15 protein-coding genes and 3 pseudogenes are annotated in these 20470 nt (G+C 67.3%); 13 read left to right on the top strand and 5 right to left on the bottom strand.

What is annotated here, in order from left to right; genetic code table 11:
• Position 1 precedes the first annotated feature (1 nt).
• From OJJOAM_RS16130 to OJJOAM_RS16100, 7 genes are all read left to right on the top strand, one after another.
• Complete coding sequence (locus OJJOAM_RS16130) at positions 2 to 1327, top strand: CpaF family protein (RefSeq protein ID WP_149319895.1); 1326 nt, start codon at positions 2 to 4, stop codon at positions 1325 to 1327.
• Complete coding sequence (locus tag OJJOAM_RS16125; RefSeq protein ID WP_422650375.1) at positions 1320 to 2246, top strand: type II secretion system F family protein; 927 nt, start codon at positions 1320 to 1322, stop codon at positions 2244 to 2246. Before OJJOAM_RS16130 ends, OJJOAM_RS16125 begins: the two co-directional genes overlap by 8 nt.
• A gap of 387 nt (positions 2247 to 2633) precedes the next feature.
• The gene (locus OJJOAM_RS16120) at positions 2634 to 3437 is read left to right on the top strand and encodes a type II secretion system F family protein (protein WP_422650374.1); all 804 of its coding nucleotides are present in this window, start codon (positions 2634 to 2636) and stop codon (positions 3435 to 3437) included.
• A 233-nt stretch (positions 3438 to 3670) separates the two neighbouring features.
• Positions 3671 to 4420: a tetratricopeptide repeat protein gene (locus OJJOAM_RS16115; protein ID WP_422650373.1), complete on the top strand. Its 750-nt coding sequence runs from the start codon at positions 3671 to 3673 to the stop codon at positions 4418 to 4420.
• Between the two features lie 108 nt (positions 4421 to 4528).
• Entirely contained in the window at positions 4529 to 4885 is a 357-nt protein-coding gene (locus OJJOAM_RS16110; protein WP_422650372.1) for a DUF3613 domain-containing protein, read from the top strand.
• 68 nt (positions 4886 to 4953) lie between these two features.
• Positions 4954 to 6657, top strand: coding sequence for a TadG family pilus assembly protein (locus tag OJJOAM_RS16105; RefSeq protein WP_422650371.1), 1704 nt, complete (start codon positions 4954 to 4956; stop codon positions 6655 to 6657).
• The gene (locus OJJOAM_RS16100) at positions 6654 to 8024 is read left to right on the top strand and encodes a sigma 54-interacting transcriptional regulator (RefSeq protein ID WP_422650370.1); all 1371 of its coding nucleotides are present in this window, start codon (positions 6654 to 6656) and stop codon (positions 8022 to 8024) included. Before OJJOAM_RS16105 ends, OJJOAM_RS16100 begins: the two co-directional genes overlap by 4 nt.
• A gap of 110 nt (positions 8025 to 8134) precedes the next feature.
• Here the strand turns inward: OJJOAM_RS16100 and OJJOAM_RS16095 are convergent, their stop codons facing one another.
• Positions 8135 to 8512, bottom strand: coding sequence for a helix-turn-helix domain-containing protein (locus tag OJJOAM_RS16095; RefSeq protein WP_422650369.1), 378 nt, complete (start codon positions 8510 to 8512; stop codon positions 8135 to 8137).
• On the bottom strand, positions 8509 to 8904 hold the full coding sequence (locus OJJOAM_RS16090; RefSeq protein ID WP_422650368.1) for a hypothetical protein: 396 nt from the start codon (positions 8902 to 8904) through the stop codon (positions 8509 to 8511). The genes OJJOAM_RS16095 and OJJOAM_RS16090 overlap by 4 nt, the downstream gene beginning before the upstream one ends.
• A gap of 271 nt (positions 8905 to 9175) precedes the next feature.
• On the opposite strand from OJJOAM_RS16090, the gene OJJOAM_RS16085 reads away from it, so the two are divergent.
• On the top strand, positions 9176 to 9445 hold the full coding sequence (locus OJJOAM_RS16085) for a helix-turn-helix domain-containing protein (protein ID WP_422650367.1): 270 nt from the start codon (positions 9176 to 9178) through the stop codon (positions 9443 to 9445).
• A 2-nt stretch (positions 9446 to 9447) separates the two neighbouring features.
• A pseudogene (locus OJJOAM_RS16080) lies at positions 9448 to 10798 on the top strand (type II toxin-antitoxin system HipA family toxin).
• A gap of 142 nt (positions 10799 to 10940) precedes the next feature.
• Here the strand turns inward: OJJOAM_RS16080 and OJJOAM_RS16075 are convergent.
• Together OJJOAM_RS16075 and OJJOAM_RS16070 are read right to left on the bottom strand one after the other, a co-directional pair.
• A pseudogene (locus tag OJJOAM_RS16075) lies at positions 10941 to 13056 on the bottom strand (TonB-dependent receptor).
• 290 nt (positions 13057 to 13346) lie between these two features.
• Positions 13347 to 14283: pseudogene (locus OJJOAM_RS16070) on the bottom strand (LysR family transcriptional regulator).
• Positions 14284 to 14424: 141 nt separating this feature from the next.
• Here OJJOAM_RS16070 and OJJOAM_RS16065 point away from each other — a divergent pair.
• From OJJOAM_RS16065 to OJJOAM_RS16050, 4 genes are all read left to right on the top strand, one after another.
• Complete coding sequence (locus OJJOAM_RS16065) at positions 14425 to 15945, top strand: CoA-acylating methylmalonate-semialdehyde dehydrogenase (protein WP_149319903.1); 1521 nt, start codon at positions 14425 to 14427, stop codon at positions 15943 to 15945.
• Positions 15946 to 16273: 328 nt separating this feature from the next.
• Positions 16274 to 17230 carry a Bug family tripartite tricarboxylate transporter substrate binding protein gene (locus OJJOAM_RS16060; protein WP_422650366.1) on the top strand — a complete coding sequence of 319 codons (957 nt, stop codon included), beginning with the start codon at positions 16274 to 16276 and terminating at the stop codon, positions 17228 to 17230.
• A 6-nt stretch (positions 17231 to 17236) separates the two neighbouring features.
• The gene (locus OJJOAM_RS16055; RefSeq protein ID WP_422650365.1) at positions 17237 to 18430 is read left to right on the top strand and encodes a CaiB/BaiF CoA transferase family protein; all 1194 of its coding nucleotides are present in this window, start codon (positions 17237 to 17239) and stop codon (positions 18428 to 18430) included.
• 315 nt (positions 18431 to 18745) lie between these two features.
• Positions 18746 to 19924 carry an MFS transporter gene (locus tag OJJOAM_RS16050; RefSeq protein WP_422650364.1) on the top strand — a complete coding sequence of 393 codons (1179 nt, stop codon included), beginning with the start codon at positions 18746 to 18748 and terminating at the stop codon, positions 19922 to 19924.
• Between the two features lie 27 nt (positions 19925 to 19951).
• Here the strand turns inward: OJJOAM_RS16050 and OJJOAM_RS16045 are convergent, their stop codons facing one another.
• Entirely contained in the window at positions 19952 to 20458 is a 507-nt protein-coding gene (locus OJJOAM_RS16045) for a 2,4'-dihydroxyacetophenone dioxygenase family protein (RefSeq protein ID WP_422650363.1), read from the bottom strand.
• Positions 20459 to 20470 lie beyond the last annotated feature (12 nt).

The raw sequence follows: 20470 nt of genomic DNA, 5'->3' as shown, positions 1-20470 counted from the left end.
GATGACGCAACCGATCGAATTCTCCGACAACGCCGCCGCGCCGTTTCCGACCTCGCAGGAATTCCACACGATCAAGGAAGCCGCGCACGAGCACCTGCTGACGCGCATCGAGGAGCTGGGCGCGGAATTCGGCCGCTGGTCGCGCACCGCCATCCAGCGCTTCGTCGACCTCGAACTGGAGAGCTTCACCCGGCTGCGCCGGATTCCGATCAACGAGGCCGAGCTGCATCAGATCGCCGAGGCGCTGACCAAGGAGCTGGCGGGCTTCGGTCCGATCGAGGACCTGCTGAACGATCCCGCGGTCGAGGACATCCTGGTCAATGGCCATCTCGACGTCTACGTGTCGCGCCACGGCATGCTCGAACGCATTCCGGTGCGCTTCGCGGACGCGGGGCATCTGCTGCGCATCGTGCGCCGGATCCTGGCGCCGATCGGCCGGCGGCTCGACGAATCGAATCCGATGGTCGATGCCCGGCTGCCCGACGGCGGCCGCATCAACGTCGTGATCCCGCCGCTGGCGCTGCAGGGGCCGGTGGTGTCGATTCGCAAGTTCCGCAAGGACCCGCTGACGCCGGAGGCGCTGCTCGGACTGGGCACCATGAACCAGGAGATCGGCGATCTGCTGGAGGCCGCGGTCAAGGCGCGCTGCAATATCCTGGTCAGCGGCGGCACCAGCTCGGGCAAGACCTCGCTGCTGAATGCGCTGGCGATCTTCGTGCCGGACAGCGAGCGTGTGATCACCATCGAAGACACCGCCGAACTCGCGCTGAACCACCCCCACGTGGTCCGCCTCGAAAGCCGTCCGGGCGGATTCGAGGGCACCGGCGTGGTGTCGATCCGCGACCTGCTGCGCAACAGCCTGCGCATGCGGCCGGACCGGATCATCGTCGGCGAAGTGCGCGGCGGCGAGGTGCTGGAGATGCTGCAGGCGATGAGCACGGGCCACGATGGCTCGATGGGCACCATCCACGCGAGCAGCCCGCGCGAGTGCCTGTACCGGCTGGAGATGCTGGCGGGCTTCGCCGGCTTCCAGGGCAGCGAGGTCAGCCTGCGCCGGCAGATCGCCAATGCGATCGACTTCATCGTGCAGATCGGCCGGCTGTCGAACGGCAAGCGCCGCATCCTGTCGATCACCGAGGTGACCGGCATGGGCGACAACATTGTCACCACGCAGGAGCTGTATCGCCACGATCCGTATATCGGGCCGGACGGCGTCGAGGTCGACCGCTGGCAGTCGCTCGGCATCCTGCCGCATTCGCCCAAGCTGGCGCGCCTGCGCCAGGCCGGTTTCGGCATGGACGATCCGCTGGGCCGCTTCGATGTCTAGCGCCGGCCTGGCCATCGCCGCCATCGCCTTGCTGCTGCTCGGCGCCGGCCTGCTGTTGCTGGCGCAGGCCGGCACGCGTGCGCAGCGCGAGGCGGCGCGGGCCTTCGTGCAGGCGCAGACCGAGCAGGTACGTTCTCGTTATGCGTCCGCGGCCGAGCTGCCTCCCGTCACCGGGCCACGCGACTTCAAGCGCCGCTGGGCCGATCTGCTGCGCCGCGCGGACCTCGAGCCGACGCGCCGAACCTATCTGCTGTGGGGCGGGCCACCGCTGCTGCTGTGCGCCGCGGCCTTGATCGGCGGCGGGTTTGTCGCGGCCGCCGCGATGGCGGTGGTCTGCCTTGCCATCTGCGCCTGCCTGTTGTGGCGCCGCACGATCCGTTTTCATCAGCGCCTGTGCGCGCAGCTGCCGGGATTTCTCGATGGCGTGGTGCGGCTGATGACGATCGGCAGCGCGGTGCCGGCGGCGTTCCAGCATGCGATCGGCAATACCGAACTGCCGCTGCGCCAGTGCCTGGTGCAAGCGGTGCATCTGCAGCGCGCGGGCAAAGAGCTGGACCAGGCGGTGATGCAGGTCGCGCGCAGCTATCGCTTCGACGAGCTGATCCTGCTGGCCTCGGTGCTCCGGCTTGCCACGCGCTACGGCGGCCGGGCCGACATCGTGATGGAACGGACTGCCGCCTATATGCGCGACCGCGAGCAGGCGCAGCGCGAACTGTCGGCGCTGTCGGCGGAAACGCGGATGTCGGCGTGGATCCTGGGTTTGCTGCCGGTGGTCGTAGCCGGGCTGATGTTCGTGTTCAACGCCGGCTATCTGCTGATGATGTGGAACGATCCGTCGGGCCGCCTGATGCTGCTGGCGGCGTTCGGGCTGGAGATCGTCGGCGCGCTGCTGCTGTATCGGCTGGCGCGTTCGGTATAGGGGGCGATGCGATGAACCGTGACAGCCTGATCGCCCTCAGCCTGCTGATCGCCGCGCTCGGCGTGGCGGCGCTCGCCTTGCCGCTGTTGCAGCAGTGGTGGCTGCGCTGGCGCGCGGCGCGCACGCTGGACGCCGCGCTGGTGCGGCAGGGGGGTGACGGCGGGGCAGGGTACAAGGACGGCCGCGGGCGAGTCCGGGGCGGCGTCGTCGGGCGGAGCGGTGCCTGCTGCCGGGCGTCAGGGTGCGATGCCGGCGGCGAACGCGTCCGCCGCAGCAACCGGCGCGGTCAGTGCGTCGGGAGCGGCGACAGCGACGGCAGCGCCGGCCGCGGGCGCGGGCCGTGCGGGTGGTGTGGGTGGTGTGGGTGGTGTGGGCGGTGTGGGCGGTGTGGGCGGCCCCGGCGGAGCACGGGCGCGCCTGGGCGCCCAGCTCGGCGGCCGCTTCGACGAACGCTGGCTCGCCAGTCCGCTCGGCAAGGCCATCGTCGGCCCCGAAGAGATCCGCCTGCTGGAACAGTGCGGCTGGTATGGCCCGAAGGCCCGCGCCATCTTCGGCGGGCTGCGTCTTTGTGTGCCGCTGCTGATCGCCGCGGTGCTGATGCTGTGGCGGCTGCCGGAATCGCTGCAGGGCGCGGTGTTCACCGCGTTCGGCGGCTTCGCGGTGTCCTTTCTTGCGTTCAAGTCGGTGCTGCGCCGGCGCGCCGCCGGCCGGATGCGCCAGCTCGAAGACGAACTGCCGGTGCTGGTCGACATGCTGCGGCTGCTGCAAGGGGTCGGCATGTCGATCGACCAGAGCCTGCAGCTGATCGTCACCGAGTTCGGCAGCATGCTGCCCGTGCTGGGTCCCGAACTGAAGCGCGCCAATGACCAGTTCGCCTCCGGCCGCTCGCGCGAGCAGACGCTGCAACGCATCGGCAAGCTGTTCGACAGCGAGGACCTGCGCAATCTGATCATGCTGCTGAACCAGGTGGATCGCTTCGGCGGCGCGGTGCAGGAGCCGCTGAAGCTGTTCGGCCTGCGGCTGCAGGAGGCGCGCAAGATGCGCCTGAAGGAAAAGGTCGGCCGCCTGACCGTCAAGATGACCGGCGTGATGGTGGTCAGCCTGCTGCCGGTGCTGCTGATCGTGACCGCGGGGCCTGGGTTCCTTGGCGTGATCCGGATGCTGGCGAAGTTTGCTGGAGATATGCAATGACGGTGTTTGCTAGCGCGCTACGTGCGGCGGCATGTTTTCTTCCTTCTACCGTGAGCGAGAGGCATGTGGCGGCGTGTTTTCTCCCCTCTCCCGCGCGCGAGAGAGGGGCCGGGGGAGAGGGCAGCCTTCTGCCCGTGGCAACGCGTTGGCGTCGGACATTGACCGCGGTTACCGTCGCTACCGCAAGTTGGCTCGCCGCCGGCTGCGCCACCACCAGCGACCCAGCCTCGCTGATGAGCAAGCAGGCCGACGCGCAGATCGCGCTGTCCAAGCTGCAGGACAAGCAGGCACAGGAGCAGTACGACGATCGCGCGGTGTACCGCGGCCTGATCGAGCGGATGCAGCAGCAGGGGCTGTACTACGCCTCGCTCGCGCATCTCGATGCCTATCAGCAACGCTTCGGCGACAGCGCCGACGTGGCGATGCTGCGCGCGGATGCGCTTCGTGAAACCGAACAGGACGAAGCCGCCGCCGTCGCCTACCGCAACCTGCTCGGCAGCGGTTACGCCGCGCGGGCCTATCACGGCCTCGGCCTGCTGGCGGGTCGCAGCGGCGATTTCGCGGAAGCGGTGACGCAGCTGGAGGCCTCGTTGTCGCGCGATCCGACCAATGCGCTGGTGGCGAGCGACCTGGGCTATGCGCTGATGCGTGCCGGCCAGTTGCAGCAGGCCCGCGTGCCGGTGATGCAGGCCCTGCAGCTCGACGGGGCCAACCCCCGCATCGTCAGCAATGCCGCCGTGTGGATGCTGGCAAACCGCCAGCGCGACCAGGCGACGGCGCTGATGGAGCGCGCGTCGATGTCGGCGCCGACCCGCAAGGCGATCGCGCAGGAGGCGGACCGCATCGCTCGCGAGGCAGCGCGGCAGGAGCGCGCGGCTTCAAAGACTGGCGGTGCAAGGCCGCCCAAGCCCCAGCGCATCGCGCTGACGACCGCCGCGCAGCCGGGCGAGGGCGCGGCACAGAACCCGGCCAGCGCGCCGTGATCATCGCGAGACGATCCGCGATCGACGGCAAGCGGGCAGGGACCGGACAGCAAGCGCGCAGCAGGCGGACAGCAGGTGGACCGCAAGCGGAAGCAAGAGGAGTAGGGCATGAACATCATTAGACCGTCGCGCGTCGCGAGTACGGCCGCAATCGCCTTATGTGCCGCCAGTTGGATGCCCGTCGCCGGCGCGCAGGCCATGGCACCAGCCAGCCCGGACACAGGCGCACATGCGCAAGTCCAGAGGCCATCGAATGCTGCTATCGGCACCGACACACGCAGCCTGCTGGCAATCCAGCGCGAAGGCAGCCAGGCCGGCGCCATGCTCCCCATGCCGGGCGAACAGGCCGCGCTGGCACATGCGCGCTATCTGAAGAGCTTCCAGCACCCGATTCCCGAGCGTTTCGTCGGGCAGCCCAGCGGCGGTGGCGGCGTCAGCCTGCTTGGATTGACGCCCTCCCGGTAACGATGATGGCTCGGCGTAGCAGGACACGCAGCACACGCGCGCCATCGCGCGGCGCGGTCAGCATTCTGATGGTGGTGCTGCTCGCCACCATCGGCATGGCCGCGCTGGTGTCCATCGACGTCGGCCATGTTTTCTACCGGCAGCGGCAGTTGCAGTCGGTTGCCGACATGGCGGCGCTGGCCGCCGCCCAGCAACTGCGGCGCGCCGACACCAATGCGGCGATGACCGAACGGGCGCTGGCGGCGGCACAGGCGTCCGCGGGCCAGAACGGCTTTACCGGCGCGGCGCGCGAAGACTGCGGCGCCAGCCCCGGCGGGGAAGACGGCATGGCCGTCTGCGCGGGCGTGTGGGATCCCAACGATGCGGCTGCGCCTGCCGATGGCCGTCATTTCCGCGGCAGCTTCGATCCGGCGCGGTTGTCGCCGAACGCGGTGCGGGTCGTCGTTTCGCAAACCGTGCCGATTCTGTTCGGGCTCCCCGGCGGCGACGGACGGCGGCTGCGCGCCGAAGCGATCGGCAACGCCAGCCCGCCTGTCGCGGCGTTCTCGGTCGGCAGCGGGCTGCTGAATTTCGAATCGTCGCGCAGCGCGCTGGCGCTGCTGCTCGGCAATACCATCAACCTGTCGGCCGCGGACTGGCAGGGGCTGGTCGATACGCGCGTGACGCTGGACCAGTTGCGGCTCGAAGCCGGCGTCGGCACGGTGGACGAATTGCTGAACGCCGGCTTGTCGCTGTCGCAGTTCTATGCGCTGGTGCTCGGCGCGGCCAACAAGGAGTCGCTGCTCAACGCGATGCTGGGCGGGATGCCGGCGATCATCGATGCGCGGGCGTTGGCGGCGGGGCTCAATGTCGGTCGAGTGCTCGACCTCGGCGTGCTGGCGCCGGCGATGTCGTCGGCGGCGGATGTGGGGTTGAATGTGGCGGAGTTGTTGATGCTGGCGGCGCAGGTTGCCAATACTGGCGCCGCGGTTGATCTGGCGGGGGCCGTGCCACTGCTGCCAGGCACCCAGTTCGCGTTAAGCGTGGTGGAACCTCCAAGAATGGCCGTTGGACCGGTGCAGCGATCGAGCGTCGATCCAATGGGGTGGAAGACGACGGCCCGCACGTCCCAGCTGGACCTCGGCCTCCAGCTGCAATTGGGCGGCCAGGTGCCGGGTCATGTGCTGCCGTCGTTCGAATTGGTATTACCACTTCGTGTCGAATTGGGGACTGCGCAGTCTGCGCTGACGGGCCTGCGCTGTGCAGCGGCCCGGTCGGATCGTCGCGCAACGTTGGAAACCGTCACCACGGCAGCGAAAGTCTGTCTGGCACGCAAGAACAATCTCAGTCAGTGTGCCGACACGGATGTGGAGTTGACGAACTTGCTGGGCGTTGTGGTCATCAAGGCGAGCCCACGACAGCAAACGCTTTCCGGTAGCGGAATGACAGCGACACTGGCTCCCGGTGACCAAACCTCGGTCGCCTCCCCCAGGCCAGCTGGCTGCGCTAGTGGAAAGTCTGGCTCGAAACCTCGATTTGAAGATCACGCTGTTTCCGAGCCTCATTCCGATCACGCTGGACCTGAAGCTCGGCGTCGTTGCCAGCGCCCTGAGCTCCGTGATATTCGTCCTGCTCGGCCCCGCCCTCGATGGCCTGCTCGCCGCCCTCGGCATCCAGTTAAGCAACGCCGACCTCTGGGTCCACGACGTCGATTGCGACAACACCAGACTCGTCTATTGAACCGCGACATGAATACGACCAGCCGCCGTGCGGCCATTGCAGCATCGCCATGAAAACAGACCGCTGGGCCTACGAAAATCTCGAAGTCTACGTATGGGAAGGCAAATACGAATTTGCCGACCGCGTAGCCCGCTTTCTCGCGCCGCTCGGCGCCGAAGTGATCCGCGCCGGGGGGCTCGAAGGCTTGCCGACCGAGCCGCGCCTGAAGCTGTCGGTGGCGATCATCAGCGTGTCCGTGATCGGCGCCGCCAAGTTCACCGCGCTGGATTGGGAGGCGGTGCACGGCATGCCCGTGATCTGGGTCGCCGCCCCCACGCGAGAGAACGATCCGGGCCGCTTTCCGCCGGAATACGCGCACATCCTGTCGGATGATTTCACCGGCGCCGATCTGCGCGCCCAGCTCGGCAAGCTGCTGCCGCAACTGCTGGCGGCCGGCGAGGTGCAGCCGGAGATCGCCGAACTGGTGGCCGGCTCGCCCGCGATGCAGCAGCTGATGTCGCATGTCGACACCTACGCCGACTTCGACAGCAACGTGATGCTGTATGGCGAGACCGGCGCCGGCAAGGAACGCATCGCGCGGCTGTTCCATGAGCGCCATAGCCTCTACGGCAAGGGCCCGTTCGTGGCCGTCAACTGCGGCGCGATTCCCGACGGGCTGTTCGAATCGCAATTCTTCGGCCATGCGAAGGGCGCGTTCACCGGCGCGATGTACGCGCACCGCGGTTATTTCGAGCAGGCCAATGGCGGCACGCTGTTCCTCGACGAAATCGCCGATCTGCCGCTGTTCCAGCAGGTCAAGCTGCTGCGCGTGCTGGAAGAGAACGTGGTTACGCGGCTCGGCTCGACGCTGCCGGTCAAGCTCAATTTCCGCCTGGTCGCCGCGACCAACAAGGACCTGCGCGAGGCGGTAGGGCAAGGCAAGTTCCGCGCGGACCTGTATTTCCGGCTGGCCGTCATCGAACTGCGGATCCCCAGCCTGGAAGAGCGCGGCGCCGCCGACAAGGTCGGACTGCTCGAGGCCTTCCTGCGGCAGATTCTCGGACGGTCCGGCTACGAGGCGCTACCGCCGATGCCGGACTGGCTCAAGGGCGCGGTCGGTACTGCCTATTTCGCCGGTAACGTACGCGAGTTGCGCAATCTGGCGGAGCGCGTCGCGATCGTAGTGCAGCACGACGGACTGTGGGATCAGGATCGCATCCGTCCGTTGTTCCGCGCGCTGCGCCCCGGAGCGTTCGAAGGCAACGACCGCGGCGTCGACTGGCGCACCGAGGTCGAAGAACGCCGCCGCATCATCGCCGCGCTCGATGCCAATGGCTGGCGCCGCCAGGACACCGCCGCCAGCCTCGGCATCAGTCGCAAGGTGCTGTGGGAGAAGATGCGCAAGTTCCAGATCGCCGACAACGAGGCGGAACCGGCCTGAGCGTAGGCCCGGTCGCCGCCTACGTCGCCGCGTAGCGCAATCCCGCGGCGAGGCGTGTCGAACCGGGTCGAAGCGCGGCGAAGCGGGTCGAATCGAGTCGAATCGCAGCCTTATCGGTTCCGCTTCGCCGCCTCGTGCTCCAGCAATTGCCGCAACTCCGCCCGGATCGTCCGCAGCAGCACGATCCGCTCCTCCGGCGTTGGCTGGCGCAGGAAGGTGTACGCGTGCAGCGTCAGCGGATGCAGGCCGAGGACGCTGGCGATCTGCGCCACCTTGTCCAGCGTCGGGCTCTTCTGCCCGCGCTCGAGGCTGCTGACATAGGTGCGGCTCGATACGGTATTGAATGCGTCCTGCGACAAGCCTCTGGCAGTGCGCGCGGCCCGCAATGCCCCGCCGAAATGCAGCCGCAAGTTCGTCTTTTTCAGGTTCAGGGGGGACGTCGGGATCTGGGCCTTGCTGCATCTTCGGTAACTCGTCATCACATTCATCGCGCGCTCGCCGTCGGCTCGCGCACGGACAGTCCGCCGCCGAAGGCAAAACCCTGGCCGAACGGCAGGGCGGGTTGCGCGGGCGCGTGCCGCTGCCGGGAGGCCGCATCCGCGGCCCGGTGGCCATCCGCCGATGAACCGGACAGGATCTGCCGGATGCGTGCCAGATACCGCTCGCCGACGGCCCGGTTGGCCCGCGTCGCTTCCATGCGGAAGGCACTGCGCGCCGGCGGACGAATGTCCAGCGCACGGCAGACTTCGGACACATAGGGCTTGGATTCGCCGTTCAGGCGCCTGGCAGCGAGCCGCACCGCGTCGTCACCGACCTGTTGGCGCAGCCACCGAAGGACGAGACGGTCGTATTCGTTCTGAATCCGGATCAGGTCTTCCATGGGCACTCCCGAAACTGTATGTTTGTACAGGTACTGTAAGGATATACAGTATCGGCCGGGATGCAAGGAAAAATTGTTGACGAGACACACCGCCTGCGGAACGTGGCTAGACCCATCGGCTCGCGCGCCCGTTTTACTCGCCACAAGCTGTATCTTTGTTTTACTGCGTCAAGCACGTATTCTTCGGATACAAAGCAAAACGAGTAAATCCGAAATACAATCGATGTGTTGTAAAACGACGTTGTAAACCCAGCACACAGCCGAGGCCCGTATGCGCAACTTCACCGTCCGAACGTCCGACCAGTTACCGCAGCTGCTGCAAGCGTTCCGCAAGGAAGCGGGGCTGACGCAGGCTGAGGCCGCGCTGCGCATGGGCGTCAGCCAGCAGACCCTGTCCGCGCTGGAACGCAACGCCGCGCGCATCAGCGTGGAACGGCTCATGCGCCTGCTCAGCATCCTTGGCGTCGAGTTTGTGCTGCGCAAGGACGCGCCGTCTCCCGGCACCAGCGACGAAGCCCCGTCGACCACGCAGGCCTGGTGATCATGGGGCGACGGTCGCACACCCGCGCGCTGGGCCTGTGGATGAACGCTGCCTTCGTCGGCACGTGGCGCTTCCATCCTCACGCCGGCGACACGCTCGAATACGCGCCCGAGTGGGTGGCCTCCGCGCAAGGACGGCCCTTGTCCCTGTCCTTGCCCCTTCACCCCCGGCAACTCGCCCCATCGCGGAGAGAAGGTACGGGCGTATTTCGAGAACCTGTTGCCGGACACGCGGGAAATCCGTGAGCGCATCGCGCGGCGGTATCGCACCGGGTCGATCGACGCCTTCGATCTGCTCGCCGAAATCGGCCGCGACTGCGTGGGCGCGCTGCAACTGCTGCCGGACGGCGCAGTGCCAGCCGGCGCGCAGGCAGTACAGGCCGAGCCCTTGACCGAGGCGCAGGTCGCACAGGTCCTGCGCGGCACGCTGGCGCCGGCGCCGCTGGGCATCGTTGGCGACGAGGACGAGTTCCGCATCTCGATTGCGGGCGCGCAGGAGAAGACCGCGCTGCTGTACCACAACGGCGCCTGGTGCCTGCCGCATGGCCAAACGCCAACCACGCACATCCTGAAGCTGCCGCTCGGCCTGGTGGGCGGGCTGAAGCTGGACCTGAGCGAATCGGTGGAGAACGAGTGGCTGTGCTCGCTGATCCTGAGGGAGTTTGGCCTGCCGGTGGCCCGATGCGAGCTCGTGCGGTTCGAGGAGATGAAGGCGCTGAGCGTGCAGCGGTTCGATCGCCTCTGGTGGCAGAGCCCGGCGGGCGATCACCGTCTGGTCCGGCTGCCGCAAGAGGACATGTGCCAGGCGAAGGGCGTGCCGCCGACGGCGAAGTACGAAGCCGATGGCGGCCCGGGCATCGACACCATCATGGACACGCTGGCCGGGTCGATGACGCGCGACCAGGACCGCAGGACCTTCTTCCAGGCACAGGTCATCTTCTGGATGCTGCGCGCGCCGGATGGGCATGCCAAGAACTTCAGCCTGTTTCTGCGCCCGGAAGGGCGGTATCAGCTGACTCCGCTCTACGACGTGCTGTCGGCCCATCCCATCATCGGCGAAGCCCCGGGCCGGCTCTCGCCGTTCAGGATCAGGATGGCCATGGCGGTCCGGTCGCAGAACGCGCACTACCGGATGCGGGAAATCGAGCGCCGGCATTGGATCGCCGTCGGGGAGCGGCATGGCGTGCTGACGCCCGACGGACGTCCGGCACGGTATGTGGTGGAAGACCTCGCGGAACGCGCGCCGCGGGTGGTACAGGCGGTGCGGCAGCAGCTGCCGGCCGACTTCCCCGAACGGCTGGCCGATTGCGTGCTCGATGGGATGTTGACGGAGGCCGAAAGGCTTGCCGGGTGACGTCCCGACCGACGCCCGGGTAATGCCCCGGGGTAACGCCCCGGGCAATGCCGAGGATAACGCCGGGTCGGCGGAGCCCTTCAGCGCGCCATCGTCATCAGTTCTTCATGAGCGGCGCGCCGCTGCCTTGGACACCGCTGCCTCAGAAGTCGACCGTCATGGCGACCTTGAAGGTGCGCGGGGCGCCCATGATCAGGTAACCGCCGTATGAGGATGCCCAATACGCCTTGCCGGCGACGTTCTCGATGCCGGCGCGCAGCGTGTAGCGCTGCTGCGCCGCCTTGAAGGTATAGCGGGCGCCCAGGTCGAAGCGTCGCCACGACGGCAGGCTGACCCGGTTCGCCACGTCCAGATACTGGCGTCCCGTCTGCAGATAGCGGCCCGATACGGTGAAGCCCGGCACGCCGGGGACGTCCCATTCGGCGCCGACATTGAGCGTGTAGTTGGGTACGCCGACCGCCTTGTTGCCATCGTTCGCCGGCGTGCCGGTACGGTTCAACCTGGCGTCGATATAGGCCACGCCGGCCAGCAGGCGGACGCCGGGCAGCGGTTCGCCGAAGCCGCTCAGTTCGATGCCCCGATTGCGCTGCTCGCCGGCCAGCGAATACACATCGCCCTGCAGGATGCCGGAAGGCTGCTCGATCTGATAGACGGCCAGCGTGCTGCCGAACTTGCCGGCGTCCCACTTGACGCCGGCCTCGACCTGCTTGGACTTGATCGGCGGGAACAATTCGCCGCGGTTGGTCGCCGTATTGGGCGCGGTCGGTCCTTGCGCCAGGCCCTGAATGTAGTTGGCATACAGCGAGATCTGGCGCGTCGGCTTGACCACCAGCCCGAAGGCCGGCGACGTGGCCGACTCGTCGTAATTCGACTGCTGCACGCCCGTATAGCTGTAGCCGCGCACGCTCAGGTTCTGCTGCCGCACGCCGGCGGTCAGCAGCACACGGTCGTCGAGGAAGGACAGGGTGTCCGAGATGGCGAACCCGCTGAGGTTGGTCCTGCCGGTGACGCCGGGGTTGGCCATGTCGCCGCCGATCAGCGTCGTGGCCGGCCGCGGCGTCTGCACCGGGTCGTACAGGCCGGTAGCGAAACGGCCGGACATCTCATAGGCGGTGCGCTTGACCAGCTGCATGCCGGACCACGCCAGATTGATCCGATGCTTGACCGGCCCGGTATGGAAGGTGCCGCGCACGCCGACTTCCTCGGACGTGGTGTTGGACTTGTACGGCACCGTCAGCCGCGCCGCGGTCCCGACGCCGCTCCCGTTCACCGTCAGCGAGGAGTAGTTGCCGAACTCGTTGGTGTGGTGCGCGCCGACCGCGAGATAGGTGGTCCAGTCGGGCGCGACGTCGTACTCGGCGCGCAGCGTGCCGTAGGTATCCTCCAGCATCGAATCGGTCCAGGCCTGCGCGAAGTTGGCGCGCGCCGAGGGCACGGCGGGCAGCGTGGTGCCGGTCAGCGACACCATCGGCCGGCCCTGTCGAATGGTCTGCTTCTGGTAACCGAAGTCGGCCGACACGCGCAGCTTGTCGCCCTGGTAATCGAGGCCCGCGGTGAACAGGCGCTGCTGGCGGCGCTCGTCGTCGATGGCGGCCTCGCCGCCGCGCGCCAGCGCATTGATGCGTACGCCCCAACGCTGGTCCGCGCCGAAGCGGCGGCCGATGTCGACATGGCCGCCGGCTCGGCCCTGGCTGGTGTAGTCGATGGTGGCCTGGGTCAGCGGCTGGTAGGGCGCAAACTTGGGAACGAGGTTGATGCTGCCGCCGATGCCCGTGCCGGTCGGCGTGACGCCGTTCAGAAAGGCGCTGGCGCCGCGGAAGACCTCGACCCGATCGAGCCCCTCGACCGCCACGAGTTGGCGCGGGGCGATGCCATAGAGGCCGTTGTAGCCGATGTCGTCGCCATTCAGCTGGAAGCCGCGGACCACGAACGTCTCGGAGAAATTGCCGAAGCCCAGGCTGCTGCGCACGCCCGGATCGTTGGCGAGGACATCGGCGACGCTGCGCGCCTGCTGGTTCTGGATGGTCTCGGCGGTGTATGCCGTGATGCTGAACGGCACGTCCATCATGTCCTGATTGCCGAGGATCCCAAGCCGGCCGCCACGCGCGACCTGGCCGCCGGCATAGGCGGGCGGCGGCTGGTCAGGGCGTCGTCTCGGCGCGGACGGTGACCTGGGGCAGCGTTTCGGCCGACTCCGCCGCGGCGGTGGACTGGGCTTGCGCCAGGGCCGTCAGCGGCAGGGTGCCGGCGACCGCCATGGCGAGGACATGCGGTCGAAACCGGGGCGCCCGGGATGGGCGGGCCCACTCGGGGCGGATGGCATGGAGTCGGGCAGACGGGGCGCGAACGGGTAAGCGGAGCGGGGACACGGGCGGCAATGTCGTATTGAAAGGACATAATGATAATCGTTTTCATTATCATTTGTGCCGACAAGGCCGCGTTGAACATCGGGGCGGGGATCGGTGCTGCGTCCCGCCGCGTGTCCCGCCGCGTGTCCCGTCGCGTGTCCCGTCGCGCCCAGGGTCGCATCGGGAGACCCGGCTCGGCCTTACTGCGTCCCGAATCCCTCCTTCAACGCCTCGCGCAGATAGTCCACCAGCAGCCGCACCGGCCGCGGCAGCAGCGGGCTGTAGGGCCGGATCGCGTAGATCGCGTCGCCAAACGCCCCCCGAAGGCCGCCAGCCCGGCAGCACCTGGACCAGCTTGCCCGCATGCAGATCGGCCTGCGCGGTGAAGTCCGGGACCAGCGCGATGCCCAGGCCGCCCAGCGCGGCATCGCGCAGCGCCTCGCTGTTATCCGCCGCGAAATTCCCGCGGATGCCGACGCTTTGCCGGGTCGCCCCGCCCCGGACCGGCTCGAAGCTCCAGGTTGGCTGCTCGCCCCGGCGGAAGTAATGCAGGCAGTTGTGGGCCGCCAGGTCGGACGGCGAAACGGGCGTGCCATGGCGCCGCAGATAGGCGCGCGTGGCCACCAGTACCGTGCCGGTGCGGCACAGCGTCCAGGCGATATGCGTATCGGGTGCGCGCGACGCGTGGCGCACCGCCAGGTCGAAGCCCTCGCGCGCAAGCGAGGCGAAGCTGTCCGACAGTTCCAGCTCGACGCGGATCTGCGGATACATCGCCAGAAAGGGCGGCAGCCGCGGCACGATCTGCTGCCGGCCCAGCGCCACCGGTGCCGTCATCCGCACCAGCCCGCGCGGCTCGCCGCCCATGTCCTTGACGTCGCCGAAGCTGCGCTCGATCGACTCGAACGGTATCCGGGTCGCGTCCACCAGCCGCTGCCCCGCCTCGGTCAGCCGCACGCTGCGCGTGGTGCGCTGCACCAGCGGGATGCCGGCCGCCCGTTCCAGTTCGGCGATGCGTTGGCTCATCGCCCCCTTGCTGATGCCGAGTTGCGTGGCGGCAGCGGTATAGCTGCCGACATCGCCCAGCACAACAAGCGAGTGCAAATGCACCCACAGCGATTCGATCTTTTGCTTGTCCATCGGGCGATTGTTTAGTTCATTGAACAGTGAGTCAAGCGCGGCGCTATTGAATGAGGCCGGTAGCGACGCCTACACTGGCCCCATTCCACCGATTCCAGAACTGATTCCAGTACTGATTCCAGAACTGCAAAGGAGCCCGAGATGACCCAAGCGCATGCCTATACCGACCGTGCCGACGTCGGCCACTACATCGGCGGCCAGCGTACGAGCGGCGGCAGCCAGCGCCGGCAGGACGTGTTCAATCCGGCCACCGGCGAAGCCGCGCGCAAGGTCCTGCTCGGTGAAGTGGCCGATGTCGACGCCGCCGTCGCTGCGGCCGCCGCCGCGTTCCCCGCCTGGGCCGACACGCCGCCGATCCGCCGCGCCCGCGTGATGCAGCGCTTCCTGCAGTTGATGAACCAGCATCGCGACACGCTCGCTGCGATCATCACCGCCGAGCACGGCAAGGTCTTCTCCGACGCGCAGGGCGAAGTCATGCGCGGCATCGACGTGATCGAGTTCGCCTGCGGCATTCCGCAACTGCTCAAGGGCGACTACACCGACCAGGTCAGTACCGGCATCGACAACTGGACCATGCGCCAGCCGCTGGGCGTGGTGACCGGCATCACGCCGTTCAACTTCCCGTGCATGGTGCCGTGCTGGATGTTCCCGGTGGCCATCGCTGCGGGCAATACCTTCGTGCTGAAGCCGAGCGAGCGCGATCCGAGCGCGAGCCTGTTCATGGCCGATCTGCTGGCCGAGGCGGGTTTGCCGGCCGGCGTGTTCAACGTCGTGCAGGGCGACAAGGTGGTGGTCGACGCGCTGATCGCGCATCCGGAAGTGAAGGCCGTCAGCTTCGTTGGCTCGACGCCGATCGCACAGGCGATCAGCGAGCGTGCCGCGCAATTCGGCAAGCGCGTGCAGGCACTGGGCGGCGCCAAGAACCATCTGGTGGTGATGCCCGATGCCGATCCGGAGATGGCCATCGACGCGCTGATCGGCGCGGCCTACGGCTCGGCCGGCGAGCGCTGCATGGCGGTGTCGGTCGCGGTGCTGGTCGGCGATACCGCCGATCGCCTGATTCCGAAGCTGGCCGAACGCGCCCGCGCGCTGAAGATCGACAACGGCATGAACCCCGAAGCGGAAATGGGCCCCGTGGTCACGCGGCAGGCGCTGGAACGCATCGAGGGCTATATCGGCTTGGGCGTGGAAGAGGGCGCGACGCTGGTGCTCGATGGCCGCGGCCACCGCGTGGCCGGCCATGAAGGCGGCTTCTTCACCGGCGCCACGCTGTTCGACAACGTCACGCCGCAGATGCGCATCTACCGCGAGGAAATCTTCGGCCCGGTGCTGGCCTGCGTCCGCGTCAAGGACTTCGCCGAGGCGGTCGAGCTGATCAACGCGCACGAGTTCGGCAACGGCGTGGCCTGCTACACCAGCGACGGTGGCATTGCCCGCGAATTCGCTCGGCGCATCCAGGTCGGCATGGTCGGCATCAACGTGCCCATCCCCGTGCCGATGGCCTGGCATGGCTTCGGCGGCTGGAAGCGCAGCCTGTTCGGCGATACGCATGCCTACGGCGAAGAGGGCGTGCGCTTCTACACGAAGCAGAAGTCCGTGATGCAGCGCTGGCCGCAGAGCATCGGCAAGGGTGCCGAGTTCGCGATGCCGACGGCGAAGTAAGGCGCGCCACAAACGGCGACAAACGGCGACAAACGGCGATATCCGGCGGCGCCGGCGGGGTGAATACCCGCCGGCGCCGTTTTTTTTGCCGCGATCCCGAACGCTTCAGCGCTCGGATGACGGTGCGGTGCACAGGTGTCCCAACATTCCTGCCGTTCAAGATAGCGAAACAAGCGTGGCATAGATGAAGCCTCGCGCGTTAGTTTGCATGCGCAAGTTCCCCGCACGGGATCGAAGTCGACGCCGATCCCGCCACGGAGCAACACCGCAAATATCGGCAGTCAAAGGGAGACAAACCATGAATACACGCAGGCAATGGCTGACCGCCATGCTGGCACTGACGGCTTCATCGATGGCTGCATCGATGGCGTTTGCCCAGGATAACGAGGGCTGGCCCAACCGCCCCGTCAAGCTGGTCGTCGCCAGCGCGGCCGGGGGCGGTACGGATACGCTCGCGCGCCTTCTTGCCGAGCAACTCGGCTCGGTATTCGGCAAGCCGTTCGTGGTCGAGAACAAGCCCGGCGCGAATGGCCTGATCGCCAGCGAAACTGTGTCCGCCGCTACCGCGGACGGCTACACACTGCTGCTGACCTATGCCGGCGCGATGGTCGTCAATCCTGCGCTTTACACGCGCGCGCCGGATCCGCTCAAGCGGTTCGAACCGATTGCGCAGATCGGCAGCTTCGGCAACCTGATGGTGGCTTCGCCCAAGGTGCCGATCCACAACCTGAAGGAACTCGTGGCCTACGCCAGGCAGCGCCCGGGCCAGCTCAGCTACGGATCGTGGGGCATGGGATCGGGTGGGCACCTGACCATGGAGAGCTTTCTGAAGAAGGCGAATCTCGACATGGTCCATGCGCCGTACAAAGGCACCGCCGCCGTGGCGACGGACGTCCAGAGCGGTCTGTTGCCCGTCGGCTGGGTCGATGTCAGCTCCCAGATCGGCCTCGTCAAAGCCGGCCGGCTGGTGCCGATCGCGGTCAGCGGCTCCAGTCGGCTGCCGCAGTTCCCCAATGTGCCCACCATGGGAGAGCAAGGCTATCCGTTCCCGACCACCAGCTGGTATGGCATGTTCGCGCCGGCGGGCACGTCCGCGGCGCTGGTGGACCGGTTGAACAAGGAGGTGGTGCGCGCCATCGCGACGCCGGCGTTTCGCGACCGCCTGACCGCGCTGAACCTGCCTGTCGCCCCCGCCCTGACGCCGGCGCAGTTCCGCAAAGTGGTCGCCGACGATACGGTGGCATGGCAACGCATTGCACAGGACGCCGGCGTCAAGCCGGAGTAAGAAGCCATGCAATCCAAGGATTCATTCGATAGCAGCGGCCTGGATGGGACCGTGTTGGACGGACTGCGCGTCATCGATTTCGGCCAGTTCATCGCCGCGCCGTCAGCGGGTCAAATCCTGGCCGATCTGGGCGCCGACGTGATCAAGGTCGAGCCTCCGGGCGGCGATGCGAGCCGTCGCTCGGGCTGGCAGGCGGATGCCTGTGGCCCCATGTTTTCCGCTTATAACCGCGGCAAGCGTTCGATCGTGCTCGATCTGCGCCGCGCGGAGGATCGTGGCGTCGCGATGGATCTGGTGCGCCGCGCCGATGTGGTGCTCCAGAACGCGCGTCCGGGCGTGATGGAGAAGTACGGGCTTGGCGCCGAACAGCTTCGGGGCGTGCTTCCGCGGCTTGTCTACGGCTCCGTCAACGGCTTCGGCGACAGTGGGCCGGCGGCGGCGCGTCCGGGCCTCGATATCGCCGCGCAGGCCGAAAGCGGCATGATGAGCATGAACGGCGATGCCCACGCCGATCCGACACGCGTGGGGTTCACGGTCGTCGATGTGCTGGCCGGCCGTACGCTCGCGACGGGCGTGCTCGCTGCGCTGGTGCGCCGTGGCATCACCGGACAAGGTGCGCATGTCAAGGTGTCCCTGATCGACGTGGCAGCCGATGCGCTGAGCCAGCAATGGGCCGAGTACCAGATCCTCGACACGGTGCCTTCACGCTGCGGCAACGGCCAGCCGACGATGGCGCCGGCGGCGGATGTGCTACCGACCGCCGACGGCAGAATCGTGATCTCGGCCTATCTGCAGGAACACTTTGCCCGCTTGTGCGAATGCCTGGGGCTGCCGGAACTCGCGCAAGACCCATGCTTTCACGACAACGCCTCGCGCGTGGCGAATCGACCCGCCTTGCTCGCGATGCTTGCCGGCGCGTTGTCGGCGCTGACTACTGAGGAAGCTTGCCGACGGCTCAATGCCGCTGGCGTGGTCTGCGGCGCCGTGCGCGACCTGCACGATGCCATTCAAACCGCGCAGGCCACGACACCGGAACGCGTGATCAGCGTGCCGTCGCCCGGCAACCGGTCGCTGCGCATGCCGGCCTTGCCCATGACGATCGACGATGCAAGCTCGCGCGATGCTGCGCTTCCCGATCTCGGCCAGCACACGGCGGAGATCCTGGCCGAACTGGACCGGCAGCGGGAAACGATGGCATAACCCGGTGGCATAAGCCGCTTCAAACGAGCGCCTCGCGATGGACCATGAAGGTCCCGAGCCAGCGAACGCCGATTGGTAGCGAACCCGGGCGCCGGCATCCATAACAACGTTTTTGTCAGGGTTAATGCCCGCCGGCGCCGATGCTGGCAGAATTCGCACCGTAGCCCGTTGGGGCAAGCCTTGAACCTGCCGAATCGCTGATTGCATCGAGCAGGTTTTTTACTTCGTAATTTAGTACCGATCGATATATAAATAATGACAAGCGTGTCCACCGCACCTTCCTCGACTCCTTCCTCGACTCGCGCGGCGGCGGCCATGCCGTTCGCCGTCTATATCCTCGGACTGACCGTTTTCTGCCTGACCACCTCGGAATTCATGGTGGCCGGCATGATGCCATCGCTGTCGGCGGCCTTCAGCGTGCCGGTCGAACGCATCGGCTATCTGGTGTCGATCTATGCGGCCGGCATGGTGCTCGGTGGGCCGGTGCTGACCGTGGCGCTCGCACGCGTACCGCTGCGTCCTGCGTTGCTCGGCTTGCTGGCGACCTATATGGTCGGGCAGATCGCTTGCGCGATGGCCGACGACTATCTGGTGATGGCGATCGGCCGCGCGGTAACGGGCGTTGCCGCCTCGGCGTGCTTCGGCATCGTGCTGTCGATGTGCGCGGAGATGGTGGCGCCGGAGGTCCGGGGTCGTGCCGCGGCGATCGTGATCGGCGGCCTGATGATCGCTACCGTCGCCGGTTTGCCGCTGGCGACGCTGGTCGACCTGCATCTGGGCTGGCGGGCCAGCTTCTGGCTGCTGGTCGTGTTGACCGGCCTGTGCGTGCTGGCGGTGCGGTGGAAGATTCCCGCGACGTTGGCGACCAGCACCAACGGCATGCGCAGCGAGCTGGCCTCGCTGGCCAATCGCGAACTGTGGGCCGCCTATACGACCAGCGCGCTGATCATCGGCGCGACGTTTGCCGGCTTCAGCTATTTCGCGCTGGTGCTGACCAAGGTATCGGGCTTCTCGCCGTCTTCGATTCCGGCGATGCTGGGCCTGTATGGCCTGGCGACGGTGATCGGCAATGCGGTGATCGGCCGCTTCGCCGACCGGCACACGATGCGCATCCTGTTGTGGGGATTGGTCGTGCTGGCGGGCGCGTTGGCATTGTTCGCCGTCTACGCCGACCAGCCGCTGGTTGCGGTCATCGCGATGCTGCTGGTCGGGCTGACCGGCGTGTCGCTGAACCCGGCGATGGTGGTGCGCGTGATGCGCGCCGCGCCGCCCGGGCCGCTGGTCAATACGATGCATACCGCGGTGATCAATATCGGCCTGATGTCCGGCTCGTGGCTCGGTGGCGTAGGCATCAGCCAGGGCTGGGGACTGCGATCGCCGCTGTGGGTCGGCACGGTGCTGGCCGTGGTTGGCGTGCTGGCGGTGCTGCCCTATGCGTTGCGGCGGTGGCGGGCCCTTGGTGAGAGCTTTGGAGCCGAGTGCGCGAAGGGATAGACCCGCTCTCCTGCTGGCCGCCTTGGATCAATCGCGCGAGAACCTGGCGCCAGCGCCCGGCCGGATATAACGCGGCGTGGGGAGCCCCATCGCCTTCGCGGCATTGAGGATGCCGTCCTCGATCGCCCCGGCGTCGCGTACTCCCTGATATTCGCCGTCCTTGAAAATCACGTTGGCGCCGTAGACCACCATGAAGCCTTCGGCCGCCTCCCTGGCGTCGGCCGGCACGGAGAAGGTATGGACGGACCCGCCGGGCTCGTACAGGTAGCTGCCGGCGGTCTGGCGATCGTCGGGGTATTCGACGTAGTTCCACTCCCCCTTCGTCGTGAAGAAGTGGACGGTGCCGGTGTGGAAGTGCGGGGGTAGCGTGGTGCCCGGCTCGAACTTGCCGTACAACACCCAGACGCCGTTTTCGCGGTCGAGGAACAGCGGAATGATCGTCGAGCCTGATTCCGATCCAGGGAATTCGACCGCTTCATGGATGTTCACCGTCAGCAGACGGTCTTGATGCGTGACGACCTTGGGCAAGGCCATGATTCAACTCTC

It is taken from the genome of Cupriavidus sp. H18C1 (assembly GCF_049311595.1).
GTDB classification, from domain to species: domain Bacteria; phylum Pseudomonadota; class Gammaproteobacteria; order Burkholderiales; family Burkholderiaceae; genus Cupriavidus; species Cupriavidus cauae.
Note: the sequence above shows the minus strand (reverse complement) of the source record. Positions and strands in the feature narration are given on the sequence as shown.

Coding starts and splice junctions, on each gene's coding strand:
- OJJOAM_RS16115 (WP_422650373.1), top strand. CDS start 3,671: ATGAGCAAGCAGGCCGACGCGCAGATCGCGCTGTCCAAGCTGCAGGAC.
- OJJOAM_RS16100 (WP_422650370.1), top strand. CDS start 6,654: ATGAAAACAGACCGCTGGGCCTACGAAAATCTCGAAGTCTACGTATGG.
- OJJOAM_RS16090 (WP_422650368.1), bottom strand. CDS start 8,904: ATGGAAGACCTGATCCGGATTCAGAACGAATACGACCGTCTCGTCCTT.
- OJJOAM_RS16050 (WP_422650364.1), top strand. CDS start 18,746: ATGCCGTTCGCCGTCTATATCCTCGGACTGACCGTTTTCTGCCTGACC.
- OJJOAM_RS16130 (WP_149319895.1), top strand. CDS start 2: ATGACGCAACCGATCGAATTCTCCGACAACGCCGCCGCGCCGTTTCCG.
- OJJOAM_RS16110 (WP_422650372.1), top strand. CDS start 4,529: ATGAACATCATTAGACCGTCGCGCGTCGCGAGTACGGCCGCAATCGCC.
- OJJOAM_RS16105 (WP_422650371.1), top strand. CDS start 4,954: ATGGTGGTGCTGCTCGCCACCATCGGCATGGCCGCGCTGGTGTCCATC.
- OJJOAM_RS16095 (WP_422650369.1), bottom strand. CDS start 8,512: ATGAATGTGATGACGAGTTACCGAAGATGCAGCAAGGCCCAGATCCCG.
- OJJOAM_RS16085 (WP_422650367.1), top strand. CDS start 9,176: ATGCGCAACTTCACCGTCCGAACGTCCGACCAGTTACCGCAGCTGCTG.
- OJJOAM_RS16065 (WP_149319903.1), top strand. CDS start 14,425: ATGACCCAAGCGCATGCCTATACCGACCGTGCCGACGTCGGCCACTAC.
- OJJOAM_RS16045 (WP_422650363.1), bottom strand. CDS start 20,458: ATGGCCTTGCCCAAGGTCGTCACGCATCAAGACCGTCTGCTGACGGTG.
- OJJOAM_RS16060 (WP_422650366.1), top strand. CDS start 16,274: ATGCTGGCACTGACGGCTTCATCGATGGCTGCATCGATGGCGTTTGCC.
- OJJOAM_RS16055 (WP_422650365.1), top strand. CDS start 17,237: ATGCAATCCAAGGATTCATTCGATAGCAGCGGCCTGGATGGGACCGTG.
- OJJOAM_RS16125 (WP_422650375.1), top strand. CDS start 1,320: ATGTCTAGCGCCGGCCTGGCCATCGCCGCCATCGCCTTGCTGCTGCTC.